The sequence below is a fragment of the Litoribacterium kuwaitense genome (assembly GCF_011058155.1).
Classification (GTDB): domain Bacteria; phylum Bacillota; class Bacilli; order Bacillales; family DSM-28697; genus Litoribacterium; species Litoribacterium kuwaitense.
Genome location: NZ_JAALFC010000004.1, coordinates 12,146 through 32,998 on the forward strand (window position 1 = coordinate 12,146; position 20,853 = coordinate 32,998).

The window sequence follows — 20,853 nt, forward strand, 5'->3', positions numbered from 1 at the left end:
CTCATCCCCCTTTAACAGCTTCAAGCGTCTGCTCAAGCCCTGCTAATGAATTGACTTGATATACTTGAGCGGAACGATTGATTTTCTTCACAAGCCCACTCAATACTTTTCCAGGACCAATTTCTACAAAGGACGTTACCCCTTCATTCAATAAATATTTGACTGACTCCTCCCACTGCACAGGAGAATAAAGCTGTTCTACCAGTTTTTCTTTGATCACCTCAGCGTCAGTCACTGGTTTTGCATCGACGTTTGAAATCACTGGGATGTTTGCATTCGAAAAATGGCTCTCGCTGAGCTCGTTTCTAAAGTGCTCAGCAGCCGGTTGCATTAAGCTAGAATGGAAAGGACCGCTTACAGTCAACGGTAACACTCGCTTTGCACCAGCCTCTTTTGCCCGTTCTGACAGCTTTTGCACACCAGCAACTGTACCAGAAATGACAATTTGACCTGGACAGTTAATATTCGCTAGCTGAACAGCATCCCCTTCTGCAGAGATGTTTGCAGCAAGCTCATTAAGTTCCGTACTCTCCATACCGAGCACAGCCGCCATCGTTCCTTCTCCGTTTGGAACCGCCTTTTCCATCAACTCTCCTCGTTTACGAACGAGAGCGATTGCCGTTTCAAAAGACAATGCACCAGAAGCGACAAGTGCTGAATACTCACCTAATGAATGACCTGCTGTAAAATCTGGTGTCACGCCTTTGTTCTGCAATAAAGTGAGGTAGGCTACGCTTGTGGCCAGCAATGCTGGCTGTGTATTCTTTGTCTCAGTCAATACATCTGCAGGGCCATTTTCAATCAAGGACGTTAAGGAAAAGCCGAGAGCGTGATCCGCTTGCTCGTAAATATGTGCAGCCGCTCCAAAGGCGTCTCTCGCGTCCATGCCCATGCCCACTTCCTGCGAGCCTTGTCCCGGAAAGATAAACGCTAATTTACTCATGCAATTCCTCCTAATCGCTTTGCATTTGCTTATGCATCTTTTGAATGACTCTGTTTTCAACCATCGTTACTGTCTGCCTAAGGGCATTTGCGATCGCTTTTGCATCTGAGGATCCGTGCGCTTTGACAACAGGCGCTTGCAAGCCAAACAAGGCTGCACCGCCATACTCAGAATAGTCCATCTGGTCCTTTAATTGTTTAAGCTTAGGCTTCACAACAGCCGCTGCCGCCTTTGCCGACAGCGAGGAGGTAAAGACTGATTTAAGCATTGAAAAGACACTCATTGCTGTTCCTTCAATTGCTTTTAAGGCAATATTGCCAGTGAATCCATCGCACACGACAACATCTGCTTGTCCTGCAAGCAAATCCCTCGCTTCGATATTGCCAATAAAATGAAATGGCGATTGCTGTAAAAGCGCATATGTATCCTGATAAAGCGGACTGCCTTTATTTTCTTCTGAACCAATATTTAAAAGAGCCACACGTGGCTTTGATAACTGCTTCACATTCTCCGCATAAACCGAACCCATCGTTGCAAATTGTACGAGCTGTGCTGGTGTCGCATCAGCATTCGCACCGGCATCAAGCAGGAGAACTCCTTTTTCATCCAATGTCGGTAACGTAGGTGCCAAAGCTGGGCGCTCTACGCCTTTTATACGACCGACGACGAACAGACCGGCCGCCATGAGTGCGCCTGTGTTTCCGGCAGACAAACAAGCATCAGCGCGACCTTCTTTCACTTCCGTCGCCATTAAAACCATTGATGCCTTTTTCTTTCGCCTTACAGCGCGTACAGGCTCATCCGTCGAATCAATTTTTTCCGTTGTATGAATCATATGTATACGCTCGTGCTGTTGTAAAGAGGAGGGAACATCTGCTTCATTGCCGACGAGGACAAATTCTGCTTGTGCATGTCGCTCCAAAGCCATGGTCACCCCTGCAATGACAGCTTGTGGCGCATGGTCTCCTCCATAAAGGTCTACGGCAATCTTCACTACTGGTCCTCCCCTTTTTCTTCGGTGGTGGATCGATACATTTCAATCGTGCCTTTCAACACACTACCTCCACCCACTGTAGAAACAACGTTAACGAGAGTGTGTCCTTTATCATCGGTGCCAGTCACGGTCGCTTTGCACACCACTCTCTCGTTAAGACGCACTGGTCTCATAAAGCGAATATCTGCTCTTGCAGTTAGCGCAAAAGCTTCATCAATGACTGCAACTGCAAGGGAATTCGCCTGCGCAAATAAATAATGACCGCGCGCAATTTCCTGATGGGTAAACAGATGTTCCTGGCGAATATCTAATATGGAAATCGCTTGATGATCAAGCTCCAAATCAATGACTTCGCCAATGACATCCTCTTGAGGCAACGAGCGCAAAGTCTCGTTCCACTGCTCCTTCGCAACAGACTTAATCCTAACCCTTAATTCAGGAATGGAAAGCTCCATACGATCAAGTCGAATCGTTTGGATACTTACACTAAATTTAGCGGCCAGCTCCTCATCTGTAATGAAGGGGAAGGATTGAATGGTTTCCAGAAGCCTGTGCTGTCTCTCTTTTTGTCAGCCTCACTGTTCCAACGCCACCTTAGTTTTATGACTAGGTACTAAACCCAGTATATGCGTTCCCTTTTTTGATTTCAAGAGCGAATTGAACAAACTGTCAATCGAGCTTTGCCAGCTTTTCGGCGGTCTCCTTCTCAAGCTGTTTTAACAGCGCTTCATATGGAGCGGACCAAAGCTTTTGCGATGAAACGAGCATCTCTGCATCTTTTCTCGCCACCTCAAGCGCACGATAATCGTGAACCATATCAGCGACTTTAAATTCCGGTAACCCACTTTGTTTATGACCAAAAAAATCTCCTGGACCTCGTAACTCCAAGTCTCTTTCGGACAGCGTAAAACCATCTTCGGTTTCCGTCATAATCTGCATTCTCTCTTTTCCTGTATCTGATTTCGGATCGCCCAGTAAAACACAATACGACTGTTCAGATCCTCGTCCAACACGGCCGCGTAATTGATGAAGCTGCGATAAACCAAACCGCTCAGCATCATATATCACCATCACCGTCGCATTTGGCACATTAACACCAACCTCAATCACTGTCGTCGAAACGAGGACGTGCGTCTCTCCTTTAGCAAATGCTTTCATCGCTGCTTCTTTTTCTTCTGCATCCAACTGGCCATGCATTAAACCAACGTTATATTTCTCACTAAAATATTGACGAAGCTGAGCATGTACATCGATGACGTTTTGCACTTCTAACTGCTCCGACTCTTCAATCAGCGGGCATACGACGTACGCCTGCCGCCCTTGACCAAGCTCTTTTTCCATGAAAGCAAGAACGCGTTCAAGAAGTTCTGGCTTTGCCCAATACGTTTCAATCGGCTTTCTCCCAGCAGGCATTTCGTCGATGGTTGACACATCCATATCACCAAAAACAGAAATGGCCAGCGTACGGGGAATAGGTGTTGCCGTCATATATAAAACATTTGTCGCTATGCCTTTATCTCGTAAACGTTTCCGCTGTGCGACACCAAAGCGATGCTGCTCGTCTGTAATGACCAGACCAACGTCATGAAAGATCACCGAATCTTGAATAAGTGCATGCGTGCCGACAACAATGTCAATAAAACCTTCTTCCAGCGCGGTGAGAATCTCCTTTTTTTCCTTCGCTTTTACAGAACTCGTTAATAGTTCAACGGTTACGCCCGTATTTGCAAATAATTCACTGAGAGACGCAGCATGCTGCTCAGCCAAAATCTCCGTAGGCACCATCATTGCACCTTGTTTGCCTGCAAGCACGACGCCGAGCAAAGCGAGTGCAGCGACGATCGTCTTTCCTGAACCGACATCACCTTGGATAAGACGGTGCATGCGGTAAGGTGATGTTAAATCATTGATGACTTCCTGAAGCACGCGTTCTTGGGCACCGGTCAGTGAAAAAGGAAGTTGGTTAACAAAAGAAGAGACTGCCTCCACGTTCACAGGCGTTCTTTCCCCCTGCTCCTGTTGACGACGCTCATGCTTAAATTTATGCATTTTCAATTGAAAAAGTAAAAATTCTTCATATACAAAACGACGCCGAGCATGCTTCATCTTCTCCGCCGAAGTATTAAAATGAAGCTCACGGACAGCATCTGCGCGCGTCGGAAGTTTATAAAGGTGCAGCAGCTCTTCTGGAAAAAACTCTTCCATTTGCTCACCAAAATCACTTAACGCTTGCCGAATCACTTTTTTTATCTTTAATGAAGTGAGCTCTCCTTTTGCTGGATAAACCGGTTCTCGTGCTCTCGTACCATTTGAGTCGCCTTTGACTAACCTTGACACGGTAAGGGTAGCTTTATGTTTATCCCATTTCCCACTGACCGTAATCGTCTGCTGAAAGGCGAGATTTTTTTTATGAAAGGCTTGGTTGAAAAAACGAGCATAATGACATGACTTCCGGTTTTCAACCGTACGGTCATTTTATTTTTCTTTTTCCCGAAAAAACGAAGCATTGGTTCTGAAATAACCTCGCCACAAATGGTCACTTGCTCATCATGCGCGGCTTGTTGAATATCGCGCACTGTGTAGTCTTCATATCTGTATGGAAAGTAAAGAAGCACGTCCTCCACTGTAACGAGGGCGTGTTTTACGAGAAGCTCGGCGGTTGCCGGACCAACGCCACCAATCTGATCTACCGTTAGCCGTGACAAATCCATGTGCCTCTCCCCCTTATGTAACAATCACTTGTATAGCTATAGCAGCGTTATATGACCTGTTAAAACGACAGCATTTCTAAGAAAGAGTGTAGGCAAAAGCCTGTCAAGACTTTCCCTACACTCTGCCATTCGTCTCCATCAGTAAAACTTGCGACTTCTTTATTTATTCTACAGAGATTATAAACGGATAGAGAGGCTGATCGCCGCGGTGAACTTCCAGCTCCAAATGCGCAAAGGTCGTGGCAATGTAGCTAGTCAGTTCCTCTTCCTCTTCTTCTGTAACGTCCTCACCTAACAACAGCGTCAAGAGTTCATCATCAGCATCGACCATTTGCTTAATGAGCGCTTGCACCGCAGACATCATGTACGAATCGACGATGACGATGTCACCTTCTAAAATGCCCATATAGTCATCTTTGTTAATTTGCTTTCCTTCAATCGACGTATCTCTCACAGCATATGTTAATTGACCAGACTTCACATGCTTCATCGCTTGCTCCATCTGCTCGAGGTTTGCTTCGCTTTCTAGCGCTGGATCAAAGGCTAAAAAGGCACTTAAGCCTTGAGGAATCGTTTTTGTCGGTACGACAATGACATGCTTATCGGCAAGTTCGGCTGCTTGCTTAGCCGTCATAACGATGTTTGAATTGTTTGGGACGACGAATACACAGCTTGCAGGCACCTTTTTGATCGCCTCAACAAGCTTTTCCGTACTCGGATTCATCGTCTGACCGCCCTCAATGACAACATCTGCACCTAAAGATGTAAATAACTCTGACACACCCGTACCCATAGCAACAGTCACAAATCCAAAAGGTTTTTCTTCTTCTTGCTCGCTTGGAACAACGTCTCCAGAACCTTCGGCATCTTGCGCTGTCGCGTGCGCATGCTGCTCACGCATGTTTTCAATCTTCATATTGATCAAGCTGCCAAATTTTTGTGAGTACGTCATCACATCACCAGGAAATTCAGTATGAATATGTACCTTTACAAGTTCATCATCAGCCACTACGAGGAGTGAGTCTCCATGTTCAGAAAGCGCATCGCGATACGCTTCTTCATCAAAGTCAGCAACCGCCTGCTTTTTCTCCTCAAGCTTGACCATAAACTCTGTACAATAGCCATACTCAATGTCTTCAGTGCGCATAAACCCTTGATGACTACGGTGATGCTCAGCCTTAACGAGCTCATTCATCGTCAGCTTTGAGAGGGCACCGTCTGGCAATTCCTCTCCTTTTAGCGCGGCTAAAAAACCTTCGTAAATCGTTACTAGACCTTGCCCTCCACTATCGACAACCCCAACCTCTTTTAACACTGGTAACAGGGTAGGGGTGCGGTCAAGAGAGGCTTTCGCTTCGATAAGTACATTTTCGAATAACGCAATCGCATCGTCGGTTTCCTCACTGTACTCTACTGCACGTTGAGCCGCGTCCTTAGCGACAGTTAAAATCGTCCCTTCAACGGGCTTCATCACGGCTTTATAAGCTGTATTCACACCCGCTTGCAACGCTTCCGCTAAAGCTTTGGCGCTCAACGATTCCATCTGCTCAACATGCTTAGCAAATCCACGAAATAACTGGGAAAGAATAACCCCTGAGTTGCCACGAGCCCCCATCAATAATCCGCGAGCAAATGAGGAAGCAACCTTCCCTGCATGCTCAGCTTCAAGTCGCCGTGCCTCATTGACACCAGAAGTCATCGTCAAATTCATATTTGTGCCCGTATCACCGTCTGGTACAGGAAACACATTTAATGCATCAATCATCTCTGCATGCGTTGTCAAGTGGCTGCCCCCATGCATGAGCATTTTTCTAAATGTGTTGACATCAATCACATACTTCGTCAAAATGGCTCCTCCTTGTTATTCATTCGTCACACGGACACCTTGAACGAAGATGTTCACTGAATCCACATGAAGACCTAATGTTTGATTTAATGTATAACGGACCTTTTGTTGTACATTGTGCGCTACTTCAGAAATTTTTGTTCCATAGCTAACAATGATGTACATATCAATATGTACCTGGTCCTCTTTTCTAACGATGATCCCCTTAGATAAGTTTTCTTTTTTAAGTAACTCAGCAATGCCATCTTTAATCTGCTTTCTCGATGCCATGCCAACAATACCATAACATTCAATTGCTGCTCCACCAGCAATTGTAGCGATCACATTTGTGTCAATATGGATGCGACCATACGATGAGTTCATCTCAATGGACATGGGTCCATCCTCCTTTTCGGATTATATCATGACAGCTATCGTAAGTTTACTATAATCCTGGATATTTTTAAAGAAAGCACGTCACTTCAGCCAATGAATGTATTGAAACATATGTGTTGATATGGTACATTTATACGGTATGTATGTTTTCGGGTATGCACGCCATACCCTGTGAAGAAGGAGGGACAGAAAAATGGCTCGTAAATGTGTGATTACAGGTAAGAAAACCGGAACAGGTAACCAACGCTCTCATGCGATGAATTCCAACAAACGTAAATGGGGCGCGAACGTACAAAAAGTCCGCATTCTCGTGGACGGAAAACCTAAGCGTGTCTACGTATCTGCACGTGCATTAAAATCAGGTAAGGTGGAGCGTGTCTAAGCCCACCTAAAAAGAAGGCACTCAGCCTAATAAAAAGCTGAGTGCCTTCTTTTATTCATTGCCACCATACCTTATACAGATACGTTACACACAAAAAGATGAAGGACTTGAATTTTCTTTCTCGTTTCACCTGAAGTCCATTTAGTAGGGCAGGGGAAACATTGAGGGGCACCAAAGAGAGCCTGCTTTAATCAAAGAACACGAAAGCTGTGACCGATTACCTATTCCTTCCGAATGGATCCGAGAATGGCACGTACAAAGCCTCCCAAAAACTTTGGGAGTTTAATAGTATAAAATTTCATAAGATTCCCCCTCCTCGTACTTGCATGGCTTACCCTCTCAAAGAACCGCTCGCTCTTGTTGTTCAGGCTCCTCTTTTACTACATTATATTCGCTAACTGAAAAATAGTACCTTAAACTTTGAGTTCTTTGTCCCGACTTCGAATCATGAGCAATAATCCAGACGTAAAACGAACAATCGCTTCACGCTCAATAATTTCATTACTAATGCAGCGAGTGCTGTCACGATGCAACACATATTGAAAAAGTGGATAAGCGACACCTTCGAGATCAAGGCGTTCCACTGTTTTTGTTATCGCTACAAACGATAAGTATTCATCATCACTACGCTTCGGGACAACCCATTCCCCTGGCTTAAGCAATGAAATTTCATTGAATTTATCTTTAATAACAACGGGTACATTGTAAGTAGCAGCCATTTCCAACAAAGCGAGATTGCCGAGGAAGTGGTCAGCACGTCCACCCGTAGCGCCATATATTTCTATCTTAGCAGGATCTTGCTCTAGCGACCAGCGTAAGCAAAGCGCTAAATCTGTATCGTTTTTTTCTGATTGAAATATATGCTTTTCTTTTGCATTCTTTAACTTTTTAAGTGCAGCAAGGCCCTCAGGCGAGTCAAAATCGCCAAAAACCGCCTCAGGAACAATTCCTAGCTTTTCAAGCACAGCAACACCTCGATCAACACCAATCCAACGCCCTTTTACATTCAAATCATGCAAAGGAATATCTCTTTCAGGCCCGCCTGCCATAATTCGTAACACTGTCATATGTCTTCCACCTTTTTCTAAACGACACTTACAAAAAGCATCTATGATCGTTAGTTTCATTCTATATGAACAGCGACGAGCCTCCAATATAAAAACGTTGAACTTTTTCAAAAGGACTACACGAAAGCATCATTCTTGCAAGTTTTATTTTTCTGAATTATATTGATTTATACAATAATCTTGAGGAGGACTTATTTATGAAATATCGGCGACTTGGACAAACCGGCGTCAAGGTGAGTGAAATCAGCTTAGGAAGCTGGCTGACGTATGGAGGCTATGTTGAAAAAGAAAAGGCTGTGAACGCCATACATACAGCTTACGAAGAAGGGATCAATTTTTTGACACTGCCAATGTGTATGAACGAGGTGAGGCTGAAAAAGTCGTTGGCGAAGCATTAAGTACGTATCCACGTGAATCTTATGTGCTTGCCACGAAAGTCTATGGAGGTATGGGAGAAGGTCCAAATGATAGCGGACTATCACGCAAGCATATTATGGAGCAATGTCACGCCAGCTTAAAGCGCCTCAATGAAGATTACATCGATCTATATTACTGTCATCGATACGATGAGAATACGCCGCTTGAAGAAACTTTGCGCGCATTAGATGACCTCGTCAGGCAAGGTAAAGTGCTTTACGTCGGCGTCAGCGAATGGACCCCTGCGCAGATGACTGAAGCGCTCGCCATCGCCGATCGACGTTTGCTTGATCGCATTGTCGTCAACCAACCAATCTACAATATGCTAGAGCGTTATATTGAAAAAGAAGTCATCCCGCTTGGCGAAGAAAAAGGGATCGGTCAGGTTGTCTACTCCCCGCTTGCTCAAGGTGTGTTAAGTGGAAAATACAAAAAAGGCAGTGACATCCCTAAAGACAGCCGAGCGGCTTCAGGAAATAAGCCGGAGGCGATCCAACGCTTTTTAAATGACTCAGCTCTTGATCGTGTCGCCGAGATCCAAGCGATCGCTGACGAGGAGAATTTAACGATGTCGCAATTGGCACTTGCGTGGATTTTACGGCAACCAAATGTGTCCAGCGCGCTGATTGGTGCAAGTAAGCCTGAGCAAGTGCGTGAAAATGTTAAAGCATCAAATGTTGAGCTTTCATCGGAAACGCTCGACAGAATCGAAGCACTTTTACATTCAGACAGCCGTCCACTTTAACGCTACCATGCAAGAAGAGTGCAATAATACGAGACACTGCTGCACGGGCGTGGCACAATAAAAATGTTTTGAGGAGAAAGACAATGACCTTTGGTGAACTATACAAGTACGCAAAATCGGTTGTTCATCCTAAGCGCCTGTCAGAAACGGCAGAAGCAGGCGGCGTCGGAGCTGCCCTATTATCTGAAAGCGGTCAAGTATATACAGGCATTTGTATCGATACTGCTTGTTCTTTAGGCTTTTGTGCAGAGCATGCCGCCGCAGCGCAAATGGTGCTGAACGCGGAAAGCCGTGTGGTAAAAATGGTGGCCGTCGGCTGGAACGGTAACATTTATCCGCCCTGCGGACGTTGTCGTGAGTTTATTCGCCAACTTCATGACGACAACGACTTAACCAAGGTTCTCATCGAAGACGACGTCATCGTCGCCTTAAAGGATTTATTACCGTATGATTGGCGGCACTCTTCCTAATTTTCAGTCATACATAAAAGCAACCGCACCTCCAAGGTTAGAAATTGCCAACCAGTGGAGGTGCTTTTATAACCATTAAATATCGAACGGCTCATACGGGAGATCATGCGCGTCAGCCACAGCTTGATAAACGATATCCCCGCCAGTGATATTCAGACCTTTTCGAAGTGCCGCATCCTTTTTCATCGCCTGCTTAAACCCGAGATCGGCTAATTTTGCTGCATATGGAACGGTCACGTTTGACAGAGCAATTGTTGATGTCCTCGGCACCGCTCCAGGCATATTCGATACAGCATAATGAAGCACGCCATGCCTTACGTACGTTGGAGAATCATGCGTCGTCACTTGATCCGACGTTTCCACAATCCCTCCTTGGTCGATCGCTACATCGACGATGACAGATCCTTCACTCATTCGCTTCACCGTCTCTTCATGCACGAGTGTAGGCGCTTTCGCACCAGGAAGAAGAACAGCCCCGACCACTAAGTCACTCTCCGCGACGACCTCATCAATGTTTAATGGGTTTGACATCATCGTTTGAATACGCGTTCCAAATAGTTGATCAAAGTGATGCAAACGAGCTGTATTCACATCGAGTACGGTTACTTGCGCCCCGAGGCCAATCGCGATTTGCACAGCTTCAAAACCGACTGTCCCTCCACCAATGACAGTAACATTGCCGCGCCGAACTCCAGGCACACCTCCGAGAAGAATACCTTTGCCACCATTTCTTTTTTCAAGAAAATGAGCACCAATCTGTGTCGCCATCCGACCAGCGACCTCACTCATCGGATTTAAAAGCGGAAGACCTGCATCTGTTTGTACCGTTTCATAAGCGACAGCGTTAACCCCTGCTGACATCAAAGCCTCTGTAAGCTCACGATCGGCAGCCAAATGAAGATATGTAAAGAGAAGCTGCCCTTCACGAAAAAAAGCATACTCTGACGGGATGGGTTCCTTTACCTTCATCACCATATCACAAGACCAAGCCTCTTCAGCAGTATCTACAATTTGCGCTCCCGTTCGTTCATAATGCTCATCTAAAAATCCTGAGTCGACACCTGCATTCGCTTCCACAAACACCGAATGTCCCCGTGCGGTTAGCTCTGACACTCCGGACGGCGTTAAAGCAACGCGATGCTCTTGATTTTTCACTTCTTTTGGTACGCCAATATTCATACGATCTCTCCCTTTGTGCTCTATTTATTCAGGCCATACCCACGTAAACAGGCCTTCGCTGTTTCTTAATAGCATTTGAAAAGATTCAAGCGATTCATACCCAATCGCTTTTAATTCTTCTACATACTCAGCGACAGCTTTATCGTCTGACGGCTTTAAGGCATCAACCATTTGTTGCACGGCCGCCTTCGCATCTTCCCCTATTAACTCGTCTGGAGCAAAAGCAACAAATTGATCTTCACCTTGCTGTTGAAACAATGACATCTCGCCATCATTTTCAAGTTTTAACTGAAATTGATCTTTAGACTCACTAGGAATCTGGTCCGGCATCACTGGATCAGCAGTGAACAAAATCCAGAGGGCCAAACCTACAAGTATAAGTCGCCACATAAGCAATCACCTCTTGTCTTAGGGTGGCAAAATGTGGCTTAGGTTATGCGTACATTTTTTAGACCTTGCGATGGACGACATTCTGACCGCCAGTGACTTCCATAATGGCTCCCGTAATAAAATCTGAGGATGCGTCAGCAAAGAAAGCAACTGCTCGAGCAATATCTTCCCCAGTACCCGGTCGCCCGACAGGTGCTGGCTCCCCTAGATTTTCGTCAATCTCCTCAATGGTCGCTTCCTTCATTTTTCCAGAAATATCTCCTGGACAAACCATATTTGCTGTAATTCCTGAGGCAGCCTCTTCTTGAGCAATTGTCCGAGTCAATGAAACGAGCCCCGTCTTTGCTGCGGCAAACGCCGATCGATCCATCCAACCAGGAGCGTTGGAAGCATCTTGAAAACCATACGTAATGATGCGGCCAAATTTCGCTTTTCTCATATCAGCGACGCACGCCTTAAAAAAATGAAATACTGAAGATAAATTTCCTTGAACCATCGCATTCCATTCCGTTGACTCATAGTCTGCGAGCTTCTTCCTCTCAAAAATATATGGCCCCGCATTACAAACAAGAATAGAAACGGGCCCAAACCTCTCTTTGCTACTAGCGATCATCCGGTCAATGTCTTCTTTGATCGTAACGTCACCTTGAACGAGATGAAGTGACTGTTGATATTGATCAAGTTCCTTTTTCATCGCTTGACCGGCCTTTTCATCTTTAAAATAAGAAACAGTAACGAAATGACCTTGTTTTAAAAAATATTCAGCAACTTGGCGACCTAATCCCTTCGTTCCTGCGCTAATAAATACGTGCGGATTCAATGTAATCGATCCTCCACTGTTCCTTAGTTTTTGTTATTTAAGTGGGAGCCATTGCAATACACGTCTGATTTGCTCACCCCAATAACCCCAAGCATGATGATCTGACCCTTTTTCATCAATCAGGTCTAATCCACGCTTTCTCGCTTCATCTCTGAAAATAATGTTCTGCTCATATAAGAAATTCTCAATTCTACATCATTGAAAAATTTGACTTGACGGTGTATGTTCCTGTTGTGATTGAAGCAAGTACAATAAATCATCCTGCTGCGGAAGTTAAATACCTTTTCCATAAACCGTCTGACAGCCCGTGGAGCAAATATAGCGTCGGTAGCTTCTCTTTTACAGGTTGCTCCGGCAATAAAACTGTGACTGAGGTTGAGAGCGCTAAAACGCCTTACTTCATCCAACAATGAATAAGTGCCATACAGTCCCTCCTCATTTTTCCATAAGATCATCCCCTTCAAGCATAACGCAAAAAAAAGCTGCGTCAAAGGAGAATGATGCTCACTTTGACATTTGCAGCTTTTCATCATAATGACATTTAATTTTTCAGAACTTGCTTACCAACTTCAATTGCTTTTCGAACAGCCGAAAAGCCTGTCCCACCTGCACTGTTTCGTCGGTCGACAACTGTAAAAGGATCGAGGTCATGATAAATATCATCGTCAAAGGCTGAATGTGTTGCTTTATATTCTTCCAATGACAGATCTTTTAAGTAAATCCCCTTTTGGATGCATTGCAAGACGAGTTTGCCGACAATTTCATGCGCTTCGCGGAACGGCACGCCTTTATTCGCCAAATAATCTGCGAGTTCCGTTGCATTTGAAAAATCGTTGTGGACTTCCGCTTTCATATGCTCGCTGTTCACCGTCATCGTTTCGATCATACCTGCAAAGATCTTCAAGGATCCTTTTACGGTCGTCACCGCGTCAAACATCCCTTCTTTATCTTCTTGCATGTCTTTATTATACGCTAGCGGTGTCCCTTTCATTACGGTCAGCAGTCCCATTAAATGCCCATAGACACGACCTGTCTTTCCACGAATGAGCTCTGCCATATCGGGATTCTTCTTTTGCGGCATAATACTCGACCCAGTAGCAAACGCATCATCCATCTCAATAAAGTTAAACTCTTTAGATGACCAAAGAATAAGCTCTTCACAAAACCGTGACAAGTGCATCATAATCATCGCGGCATCACTTAAAAATTCGATGATAAAGTCACGGTCACTCACTGCATCTAAGCTGTTTTGATAAATACCAGCAAACCCTAACGCTTCTGCCGTCATTTCTCGGTTAATCGGAAAAGTAGTGCCAGCAAGTGCACCAGCACCTAAAGGCGACTGGTTGACCCGTTTTAAACTATCGTTCAAACGCTCATAGTCGCGGTCAAGCATCCAAAAATACGCCATTATATGATGAGCGAATGAGACTGGCTGAGCTCGTTGTAAATGGGTATAACCTGGAATGAGCGTTTCTACATTGGCTTCTGCTACATCTAGGAGCACTTGCTGAAAGTGACGTATAGATGCAGCAATCTCTTTAATTTCTTCGCGTAAATATAAATGCATATCTGTGGCAACCTGATCGTTCCGGCTTCGACCAGTATGAAGCTTTCCACCGACAGGTCCAATGAGATCAATTAAATGCTTTTCCAAATTTAAATGGATGTCCTCATTTTCCACATGGTACGTTAATTCTCCAGCCGCGGCTTTTTTTTGCAAGGTCAAAAGTCCGTCCTGAATTTGTTTAGCTTCGTCAGCAGATATGATGCCGCAAGCATCTAACATCGAGACGTGAGCAAGGCTTCCTTCGATATCCTGCATGACTAATTGTTGGTCAAATGGAATGGAAGCGCCGAAGGCTTCCACCCAGTCTTCGGCGCTTTTTGTAAATCGACCGCCCCATAATTTCTTCACACGTTCACCTTCTTGTTGTGCGTCATGCTGTGTACTTTTGTAGGAAGACCCCATAATTTGATAAAGCCTACTGCAGCTTCGTGATCAAACTCGTCATCCGCAGTGTACGTAGCAAGATTTTCGTTATAGAGAGAGTACTCAGATTGACGGCCTTCAACAATCGCATGACCTTTAAACAATTTCACCCGCACCTTGCCGGTGACTGACTTTTGTGTTTCGCTCAAGAAGGCTTCGATCGCGGGGCGTAATGCAGAGAACCACAGACCGTCGTAAATGAGCTCAGTCAACTTTTTCTCAATGACTGGTTTAAAGTGAGCGACCTCTTTAGGAAGTGTCAGATCTTCCAACTCTTTATGTGCTTTAATTAATGTCATTGCACCAGGGCACTCGTAAACTTCACGAGATTTAATACCGACAAGGCGGTTCTCTACATGGTCAATCCGACCTACACCGTGCTTTCCAGCCAAAATATTTAGCTCAATAATGAGTTGATCAAGTGGATACGCTTTACCGTTAATTGCGACTGGTACACCTTGCGCAAAATCGATTTCGACGATGTCAGCCGTATCAGGTGTTTGTTCTAAATTTGCTGTCAGCTCATAAGCACCTTCAGGAGGCGTTGCCCACGGGTCCTCCAAAATACCACACTCATTGCTCCGTCCCCATAAGTTTTGATCAATGGAATATGGAGAATCAAGGTTGATTGGAATAGGGATATTATGCATTTTCGCATAATCAATTTCTTCTTCACGAGACCATTTCCATTCTCGTACTGGAGCAAGTACTTCTAAATCTGGATTCAGTGCGTGAATCGACACTTCGAAGCGGACTTGGTCGTTCCCTTTACCAGTACAACCGTGTGCCACTGCGCTAGCCTGCTCTTTTTCCGCAACCTCAACGAGCTTTTGCGCAATCAAAGGACGGCTTAACGCAGAAATAAGTGGATATTTTTGTTCATATAATGCATGACCTTGCAATGCTTTTAATGCATATTCCTCAGCGAACTCTTTTTTTACATCGAGCATGTAAGATTCGACTGCCCCGACATCGAGGGCTTTTTGTTTTACGAAATCTAAATCCTTACCTTCACCTAAATCGAGGCAAAGCGCAACAACTGCATATCCATTCTCCTGCAACCATTTAATGGCGACTGATGTATCGAGTCCTCCCGAATAAGCTAAAACAACTTTTTTCATATGTTTATATCCTCCTTAAGATCCTTACCAACAACAGCAAGCGTCTTATTTATCATCAATAATTTATTATTATTCATCAAAGTGTATTTTCTTACACTTACTTTAGCAATTAACAGCTAGAATTTCAACCACTTTTTTTATTTTATTTCACCCATGTATACGATTAAATACAAAAAAATGAATAATACGCCACGTAAGACATGAAAAACCCCAAAGGATCAGACTTTCGTTAGCCGTGATTCCTTTGGGGAATGTTTTACTGATTGGGGGATAAACGAATTGTATCGCGAGCAATCATCACTTCTTCATTTGTTGGCAGAACGAGGACTTTTACCGGCGAATGCGGATAACTAATGACGGTATTTTTCTTGCCGGCTTCATTTAAAGTTGGATCCCAATATACACCCATAAACTCCAATCCTGTTAATACTCTAGAGCGAACCGGAGCAGAGTTTTCACCGATACCTGCAGTAAAGATAATCGCGTCGACACCGCTCATTCGCGCAGCGTAAGACCCGATATATTTATGAATATGCGCAGCAAATACTTCGAGCCCAATTTCAGCCCGATGATTTCCTTGTTGGGCCGCCTCCATAATATCTCTAAGGTCACTGGATAATCCCGTTAGACCGAGCAAGCCGCTTTTTTTATTTAAGATATTCGTAACTTCCTCAGCCGTTTTACCTGTTTTCTCCATAATATAAGGAATAAGCGCCGGGTCAATATCTCCAGACCGTGTGCCCATCGTTAAGCCAGCAAGCGGCGTAAAGCCCATCGACGTATCAATTGACCGACCGTGTTCAACTGCACAAATACTTGCCCCATTACCTAAATGACAAGAAATTAAGCGTAGCTGATTTAAAGGGCGCTCAAGAACTTCTGCAGCCTTCTGCGTCACATACTTATGCGAGGTCCCATGAAAACCATACTTTCGAATGCCATAGCTCTCATAATACTCAAACGGTAAGCTATAAAGATAAGACTGCTCAGGCATCGTCTGATGAAATGCGGTATCAAAAACAGCAACGGCTGGAACATTGGGTAGCTTTTCCTTAAAAGCTAACATCCCTACAATGTTCGCTGGGTTATGAAGTGGCGCAAGCTCTGATACCTCTTTCAAGTCTTGAATGACCTCCGGGGTAATTAATGCAGAGTCGCTAAATTTTTCTCCTCCGTGAACGACGCGGTGGCCGATACCATCAATTTCTTCATATGAAGAAATGATTTCATGCGATAAAAGACTATCCAGTAACACCGCAACGGCGTCTCCATGGTCTGTAATATCTACGACTTGTTCAATTTTTTCATCCTGAACTTCAATCGAGAAAACTGGGTTTTCCAAACCAATTCGCTCAAAAAGTCCTTTCGTAATAATTCTTTCTGCCGGCATTTCTAATAACTGAAATTTGAGTGATGAACTGCCTGCGTTTATCGCCATGATTTTTTGCATCTTGGTGTCCCCCTTGACTGACTCACTCGAACAGCACATGACCGTTATGTTGTTTCTATTTTGTCGCTCAAGCGTTCATTTTATTGTTGCGATTGAATATTGTCCTTATGCCAATCGCTAATTTGTCTGACCATTGACCTGACTTTATTAGGATCACTCAATGTAGGCAATGGTGAGATTAAAACTTCTTTTGGCGTTACGGCTTTGTCGCCCTTCTTTTGAAGAACTAAGATACTTTTACTAAATTTTTTCTGTAAAAATAAATTGTCCGGGAGTTGAAAAAACTATGGATGATTGCTTCTTGATGAATGAACTCACGTAACTTTGTGTCTTTATCTGTTTCAAACAAAGTGTTTGGTACAACTAGAAACAGATGACCATTCGCTTTCGTATAACGAAGGGATTGCTCAATAAATAAATGATGCGCATAAGGAAGACGCTCACCAGAAGCATCCTTTAATTGATAAGCTGCTGCATCTCCAGGATAATATCCCACCGGCAGATCACAAATCAAAACGTCTGCTTGGTTGACATACATCGGCTTTAGCGCGTCTTGATGAGAAAAAGCAATTTCATGTCGCTGCAAATTCGCACTAGCTACTGAAAGTTGCAGAAGCGTTTCGTCCGCATCGACGCCACTTGCCTGAACGGGTTTATGAATCGCCTGATTCATCACGGCAGTTAATAGATTTGAAGTCCCTACTGCCGGATCAAACAGTTGCCATTCTTTTTGCTCTCCAAGCCATAAATTACAGAGCATTGCTATTAATAGGCTAACACCATCGGGGGTCATCGCATGATGCGGTTGCACGCCCGATTTCATTCCTTTTAAAATGCCAAGCTGCAGTGCACGTCGTATCGATTCTGGTTCAGTCCGTTCAAGATCAATGAGCGTCTGACTTGGCTCATGAAAAGCACGTTCTGCAGCGAGAGCTAAACCTTCAAGATACGAAAGCTCCCTTTTCTTCTCTAGTTGCAGCGCTTCTTGATCTAACCAGTTAAACATTGTTTCTACATCTGTTGTTGAATGCACTTTGCCCACCTCCAAACACACGAAAAAGCCCCGGTCATGACCAGAGCCTTCGTGAACCTGTGTTATTGAATCTCTTCAACTGCTTTAAGTGCCGCTTCATAATCTGGATGGTTCGTCACTTCCTGCACATAATCCGCATGAACAATAATTCCATCCTTATCGATAACAAAGACCGCCCTAGATAGCAAACGAAGCTCTTCAATATGTACACCGAAAGCCTTGCCGAAAGATAGATCTCGATGATCCGATAACGTTTCAACGGCTTCTATTCCATTTGCACCACACCAGCGCTTTTGAGCAAAAGGAAGATCTACACTAATCGTTAAGACTTTAACATTGGATAAGCGTGCAGCTTCTTCATTAAATTTCCTCGTCTGTGCGTCGCAAACCCCTGTATCGATTGAGGGTACAACGGAAATAATCAAAGGCTGGCCCTTGTAGTCCTCTAAAGATCGCTCTTCAAGCTGATTGTTCAACACTGTAAAGTTTGGTGCTTCGTCGCCCTTTTGAACCTCTTGCCCTGCCAATGTCACAGGGTTGTTTTTAAAAGTGATGCCTGTACGTCCCATTACACTTCCTCCTTCTATGATACTACCGACACGATTTGTGAATTGTTATAGTCATCATAGACTTTTCAGAGTAAGATTTCAACCTTAAAAGTCTTGAAATCAGCACTTTATCGAAGTTTAAAAAGTTCATCACTTATGAATAAAAAGACAGAGAAAACCTCTGCCTGCCGCATTCACTAAATATCAAGTTTCCTGTCTTCATCTGGACTTCTTTCTTTTTCCTGTTTTTTGATCATCGCCTGTATTTTTTCGACGGCTTGTGGGGCCAAATCAAGCAAGCGCTCATAAATATGAGTTGATTCATCGACATGAATCATTTTTACGCCTTCGCGACCGACGATGAGAAAGGCGATTGGTGTAATTGATACCCCACCACCGCTACCACCGCCAAATGGAAATTCCTCTTTAGATTGCTGTTCATCGTCAAACGAGCTTTCATCATTTGAACTCTTCTTCTGCCCCGTTCTTTGTCCAAACTGAGAGCCGCCGGCCGCAAAGCCAAAACCAACTTTAGAAACGGTTAAAATCACACTTCCATCAGGGGTTTCAACAGGGTCACCGATGATAGTGTTGACGTCGATCATGTTTTGCAAATGTTCCATGGCTGTTTTCATCAAGCCTTGAATTGGATGTTCAGACATTTGTATCATGCTCCTTGTTGTTTTTTGCCTCCAGCTCTTGCGCCAATGCAAACCCATTTTTATCATGGCATTTATAGCATGTCCGACCTGGAAAGAAACCATACTTTGAAAGAGCGTATTGGCACACGCTCGCTGAAAATTTGGCCAAATATGAATCACAGGTGTCGCTTCAAAACGGACATATGAACTGACGAGCTGCAACATCGTGCCTTTAGCCGTCCAAAGTGCGCCCGCTACGATACCGGCGGATGCCGCATCACCCGTCCCAACCTCACTATGCCAAACCCACGTTTTTACAGTGCATTTCTTTAAAAATGTCCGCACAATACGATATAATCCGACGATATGGGCCAGCAAATTGCGGCCTTGATTAATTTTCTCAAGTAGTTCCTCTGTACCGACCCAATGATGTTTTTCTTCGTCTCGCTTTTTTGAATTTTCCACATCGACTTCCACCTTGCCGATGTCTTGATCAAATTTAAGCACCGGAATCGTCTTGCGAATGCGCACCCATCGCCAAAATTGAATGAGCACCTCTAACCGGTCATCTTTCTGTTCTCGCTTGTATGTCACTTCTACAGAGACCTTCGTAAACCAGACGACAGCAAGAAGAAAAATCAAACCAACCGCTACGTAGACAAAAATCATTGCACATCCCTGCCTTTGTCAGTATTCATCCAGTATTGACCAATGTTTTCTTGTTTAATCAAACAGTAAGGCTGTTAACGGGAGCATTTTTTTGTCATAATAAAGAAAGTACCACCGAAGAGATGACATAAGGAGGAATGAAACGGTGAACCAACAATCTTTTTATTTTTTCTACAAAAATATTGAAGACCGTGCAAAACGATTTGAGCAGTTACAGAAGGCTGCTGATACATATAACTTTCAGCTTGAAAAAGATTTCAATAAAGCCGATGTCATCGTGAGCATTGGCGATGATGGCACCTTTCTACAAGCGGTACGAAAAACAGGCTTTCGCCAAAACTGTATCTATGTCGGCTTATCTTACAATTCAGAGCCACGCCTCTACTGTGACTTTTCTCTCCAAGACACAGAAACGATTAAACAAGCGCTAAACATGACCGACACGGTAGAAGTGCGCCGTTACCCGACAATCGAAGTGTCTATTAATGAAATGAATCCATTTTTGTGTCTAAACGAATGCAGCATTCGTTCGTCAATTATTAAAACGTTTGTCATGGATGTTTACATTGATGATTTACATTTTGAAACATTCCGTGGCGATGGTATGGTCGTCTCCACACCGACTGGGAGTACGGCTTACAGTAAATCGATCAATGGCGCCATTATTGATCCAAAGCTGCAATGCCTGCAGATCAGTGAACTCGCGTCACTCAATAACAACCGCTACCGTACACTAGGCTCTCCTTTCGTGTTAAATGATGATCGCAAACTTCGTCTCGTCGTCCGTCAAGATGGAAATGATTATCCGATTATCGGTCTTGATAACGAAGCATTTAGTACGCAAAACATTCGGACGATTGATATTCAAATCAGCGACCGGAAGATCAGCACAGCCAAGCTCCGCAACAACTCATTTTGGGAAAAAGTTCAGCGGACGTTTTTGTAAAAAATTAAAAAAAGCCTCTACTTTTTAAGCGTAGAGACGACAAAGTGTAGTTAAAGCCTTCCCAAGGCTTTTCTCCACGTTTTTAATAATCACATCTTCTAATCCGGGAAACA

At 44.1% G+C, this 20,853-nt stretch carries 19 protein-coding genes and 3 pseudogenes; 4 read left to right on the plus strand and 18 right to left on the minus strand.

The window, feature by feature from the left end:
- Position 1: 1 nt before the first annotated feature.
- The 6 genes and pseudogenes from fabD to G4V62_RS04050 form a co-directional block, all read right to left on the minus strand.
- Positions 2-943, minus strand: coding sequence for an ACP S-malonyltransferase (gene fabD, locus G4V62_RS04025; protein WP_165199479.1), 942 nt, complete (start codon positions 941-943; stop codon positions 2-4).
- A gap of 10 nt (positions 944-953) precedes the next feature.
- On the minus strand, positions 954-1,937 hold the full coding sequence (plsX, locus tag G4V62_RS04030; RefSeq protein WP_165199481.1) for a phosphate acyltransferase PlsX: 984 nt from the start codon (positions 1,935-1,937) through the stop codon (positions 954-956).
- Positions 1,937-2,482 (minus strand): transcription factor FapR, encoded by a 546-nt coding sequence (gene fapR, locus G4V62_RS04035; protein WP_165199757.1) that lies wholly within the window; start codon positions 2,480-2,482, stop codon positions 1,937-1,939. The genes plsX and fapR overlap by 1 nt, the downstream gene beginning before the upstream one ends.
- 124 nt (positions 2,483-2,606) lie before the next feature.
- Positions 2,607-4,648: pseudogene (gene recG, locus G4V62_RS04040) on the minus strand (ATP-dependent DNA helicase RecG).
- Positions 4,649-4,811: 163 nt separating this feature from the next.
- A complete protein-coding gene (locus G4V62_RS04045) occupies positions 4,812-6,494 on the minus strand; it encodes a fatty acid kinase ATP-binding subunit FakA (RefSeq protein WP_376768263.1) in 1,683 nt (560 codons plus the stop codon).
- Between the two features lie 15 nt (positions 6,495-6,509).
- Positions 6,510-6,869: an Asp23/Gls24 family envelope stress response protein gene (locus G4V62_RS04050; RefSeq protein ID WP_165199483.1), complete on the minus strand. Its 360-nt coding sequence runs from the start codon at positions 6,867-6,869 to the stop codon at positions 6,510-6,512.
- Between the two features lie 193 nt (positions 6,870-7,062).
- Between G4V62_RS04050 and rpmB the strand changes: the two genes are divergently transcribed.
- Entirely contained in the window at positions 7,063-7,251 is a 189-nt protein-coding gene (gene rpmB / locus G4V62_RS04055; protein WP_165199485.1) for a 50S ribosomal protein L28, read from the plus strand.
- 221 nt (positions 7,252-7,472) lie between these two features.
- Here the strand turns inward: rpmB and spoVM are convergent, their stop codons facing one another.
- Both spoVM and G4V62_RS04065 read right to left on the minus strand, forming a co-directional pair.
- Positions 7,473-7,553: a stage V sporulation protein SpoVM gene (gene spoVM, locus G4V62_RS04060; RefSeq protein ID WP_165199761.1), complete on the minus strand. Its 81-nt coding sequence runs from the start codon at positions 7,551-7,553 to the stop codon at positions 7,473-7,475.
- Positions 7,554-7,664: 111 nt separating this feature from the next.
- A complete protein-coding gene (locus G4V62_RS04065) occupies positions 7,665-8,318 on the minus strand; it encodes a thiamine diphosphokinase (RefSeq protein ID WP_165199487.1) in 654 nt (217 codons plus the stop codon).
- Between the two features lie 197 nt (positions 8,319-8,515).
- On the opposite strand from G4V62_RS04065, the pseudogene G4V62_RS04070 reads away from it, so the two are divergent.
- Positions 8,516-9,480, plus strand: a pseudogene (locus G4V62_RS04070) (aldo/keto reductase family protein).
- Positions 9,481-9,563: 83 nt separating this feature from the next.
- Positions 9,564-9,950, plus strand: a complete 387-nt coding sequence (locus G4V62_RS04075) for a cytidine deaminase family protein (RefSeq protein ID WP_165199489.1) — start codon at positions 9,564-9,566, stop codon at positions 9,948-9,950.
- Between the two features lie 75 nt (positions 9,951-10,025).
- Here the strand turns inward: G4V62_RS04075 and ald are convergent, their stop codons facing one another.
- The 10 genes and pseudogenes from ald to G4V62_RS19745 all read right to left on the minus strand — a co-directional run.
- Positions 10,026-11,129 carry an alanine dehydrogenase gene (ald, locus tag G4V62_RS04080; RefSeq protein WP_165199491.1) on the minus strand — a complete coding sequence of 368 codons (1,104 nt, stop codon included), beginning with the start codon at positions 11,127-11,129 and terminating at the stop codon, positions 10,026-10,028.
- A gap of 24 nt (positions 11,130-11,153) precedes the next feature.
- Positions 11,154-11,519 (minus strand): hypothetical protein, encoded by a 366-nt coding sequence (locus tag G4V62_RS04085; protein WP_165199493.1) that lies wholly within the window; start codon positions 11,517-11,519, stop codon positions 11,154-11,156.
- Between the two features lie 58 nt (positions 11,520-11,577).
- Entirely contained in the window at positions 11,578-12,339 is a 762-nt protein-coding gene (locus tag G4V62_RS04090; protein ID WP_165199495.1) for an SDR family oxidoreductase, read from the minus strand.
- Positions 12,340-12,880: 541 nt separating this feature from the next.
- Complete coding sequence (gene argH, locus G4V62_RS04095) at positions 12,881-14,257, minus strand: argininosuccinate lyase (RefSeq protein WP_165199497.1); 1,377 nt, start codon at positions 14,255-14,257, stop codon at positions 12,881-12,883.
- A complete protein-coding gene (locus G4V62_RS04100) occupies positions 14,254-15,453 on the minus strand; it encodes an argininosuccinate synthase (RefSeq protein ID WP_165199499.1) in 1,200 nt (399 codons plus the stop codon). Before G4V62_RS04100 ends, argH begins: the two co-directional genes overlap by 4 nt.
- 256 nt (positions 15,454-15,709) lie before the next feature.
- On the minus strand, positions 15,710-16,903 hold the full coding sequence (locus tag G4V62_RS04105; protein WP_165199501.1) for an acetate/propionate family kinase: 1,194 nt from the start codon (positions 16,901-16,903) through the stop codon (positions 15,710-15,712).
- Positions 16,904-17,129: 226 nt separating this feature from the next.
- Entirely contained in the window at positions 17,130-17,936 is an 807-nt protein-coding gene (locus tag G4V62_RS04110) for a class I SAM-dependent methyltransferase (RefSeq protein WP_165199503.1), read from the minus strand.
- 62 nt (positions 17,937-17,998) lie between these two features.
- Positions 17,999-18,505, minus strand: a complete 507-nt coding sequence (gene tpx / locus G4V62_RS04115) for a thiol peroxidase (protein WP_165199505.1) — start codon at positions 18,503-18,505, stop codon at positions 17,999-18,001.
- Positions 18,506-18,681: 176 nt separating this feature from the next.
- Positions 18,682-19,146 (minus strand): GerW family sporulation protein, encoded by a 465-nt coding sequence (gene ytfJ / locus G4V62_RS19740; protein WP_246218252.1) that lies wholly within the window; start codon positions 19,144-19,146, stop codon positions 18,682-18,684.
- A 132-nt stretch (positions 19,147-19,278) separates the two neighbouring features.
- Positions 19,279-19,794, minus strand: a pseudogene (locus G4V62_RS19745) (DUF2953 domain-containing protein); the annotation flags it as partial.
- A gap of 145 nt (positions 19,795-19,939) precedes the next feature.
- On the opposite strand from G4V62_RS19745, the gene G4V62_RS04125 reads away from it, so the two are divergent.
- Positions 19,940-20,740: an NAD kinase gene (locus G4V62_RS04125; RefSeq protein ID WP_165199509.1), complete on the plus strand. Its 801-nt coding sequence runs from the start codon at positions 19,940-19,942 to the stop codon at positions 20,738-20,740.
- Positions 20,741-20,853 lie beyond the last annotated feature (113 nt).

Coding starts and splice junctions, on each gene's coding strand:
- G4V62_RS04075 (WP_165199489.1), top strand. CDS start 9,564: ATGACCTTTGGTGAACTATACAAGTACGCAAAATCGGTTGTTCATCCT.
- G4V62_RS04065 (WP_165199487.1), bottom strand. CDS start 8,318: ATGACAGTGTTACGAATTATGGCAGGCGGGCCTGAAAGAGATATTCCT.
- ytfJ (WP_246218252.1), bottom strand. CDS start 19,146: ATGTCTGAACATCCAATTCAAGGCTTGATGAAAACAGCCATGGAACAT.
- G4V62_RS04105 (WP_165199501.1), bottom strand. CDS start 16,903: ATGCAAAAAATCATGGCGATAAACGCAGGCAGTTCATCACTCAAATTT.
- fabD (WP_165199479.1), bottom strand. CDS start 943: ATGAGTAAATTAGCGTTTATCTTTCCGGGACAAGGCTCGCAGGAAGTG.
- rpmB (WP_165199485.1), top strand. CDS start 7,063: ATGGCTCGTAAATGTGTGATTACAGGTAAGAAAACCGGAACAGGTAAC.
- G4V62_RS04100 (WP_165199499.1), bottom strand. CDS start 15,453: ATGAAAAAAGTTGTTTTAGCTTATTCGGGAGGACTCGATACATCAGTC.
- G4V62_RS04085 (WP_165199493.1), bottom strand. CDS start 11,519: ATGTGGCGACTTATACTTGTAGGTTTGGCCCTCTGGATTTTGTTCACT.
- tpx (WP_165199505.1), bottom strand. CDS start 18,505: ATGGGACGTACAGGCATCACTTTTAAAAACAACCCTGTGACATTGGCA.
- G4V62_RS04050 (WP_165199483.1), bottom strand. CDS start 6,869: ATGTCCATTGAGATGAACTCATCGTATGGTCGCATCCATATTGACACA.
- spoVM (WP_165199761.1), bottom strand. CDS start 7,553: ATGAAATTTTATACTATTAAACTCCCAAAGTTTTTGGGAGGCTTTGTA.
- ald (WP_165199491.1), bottom strand. CDS start 11,129: ATGAATATTGGCGTACCAAAAGAAGTGAAAAATCAAGAGCATCGCGTT.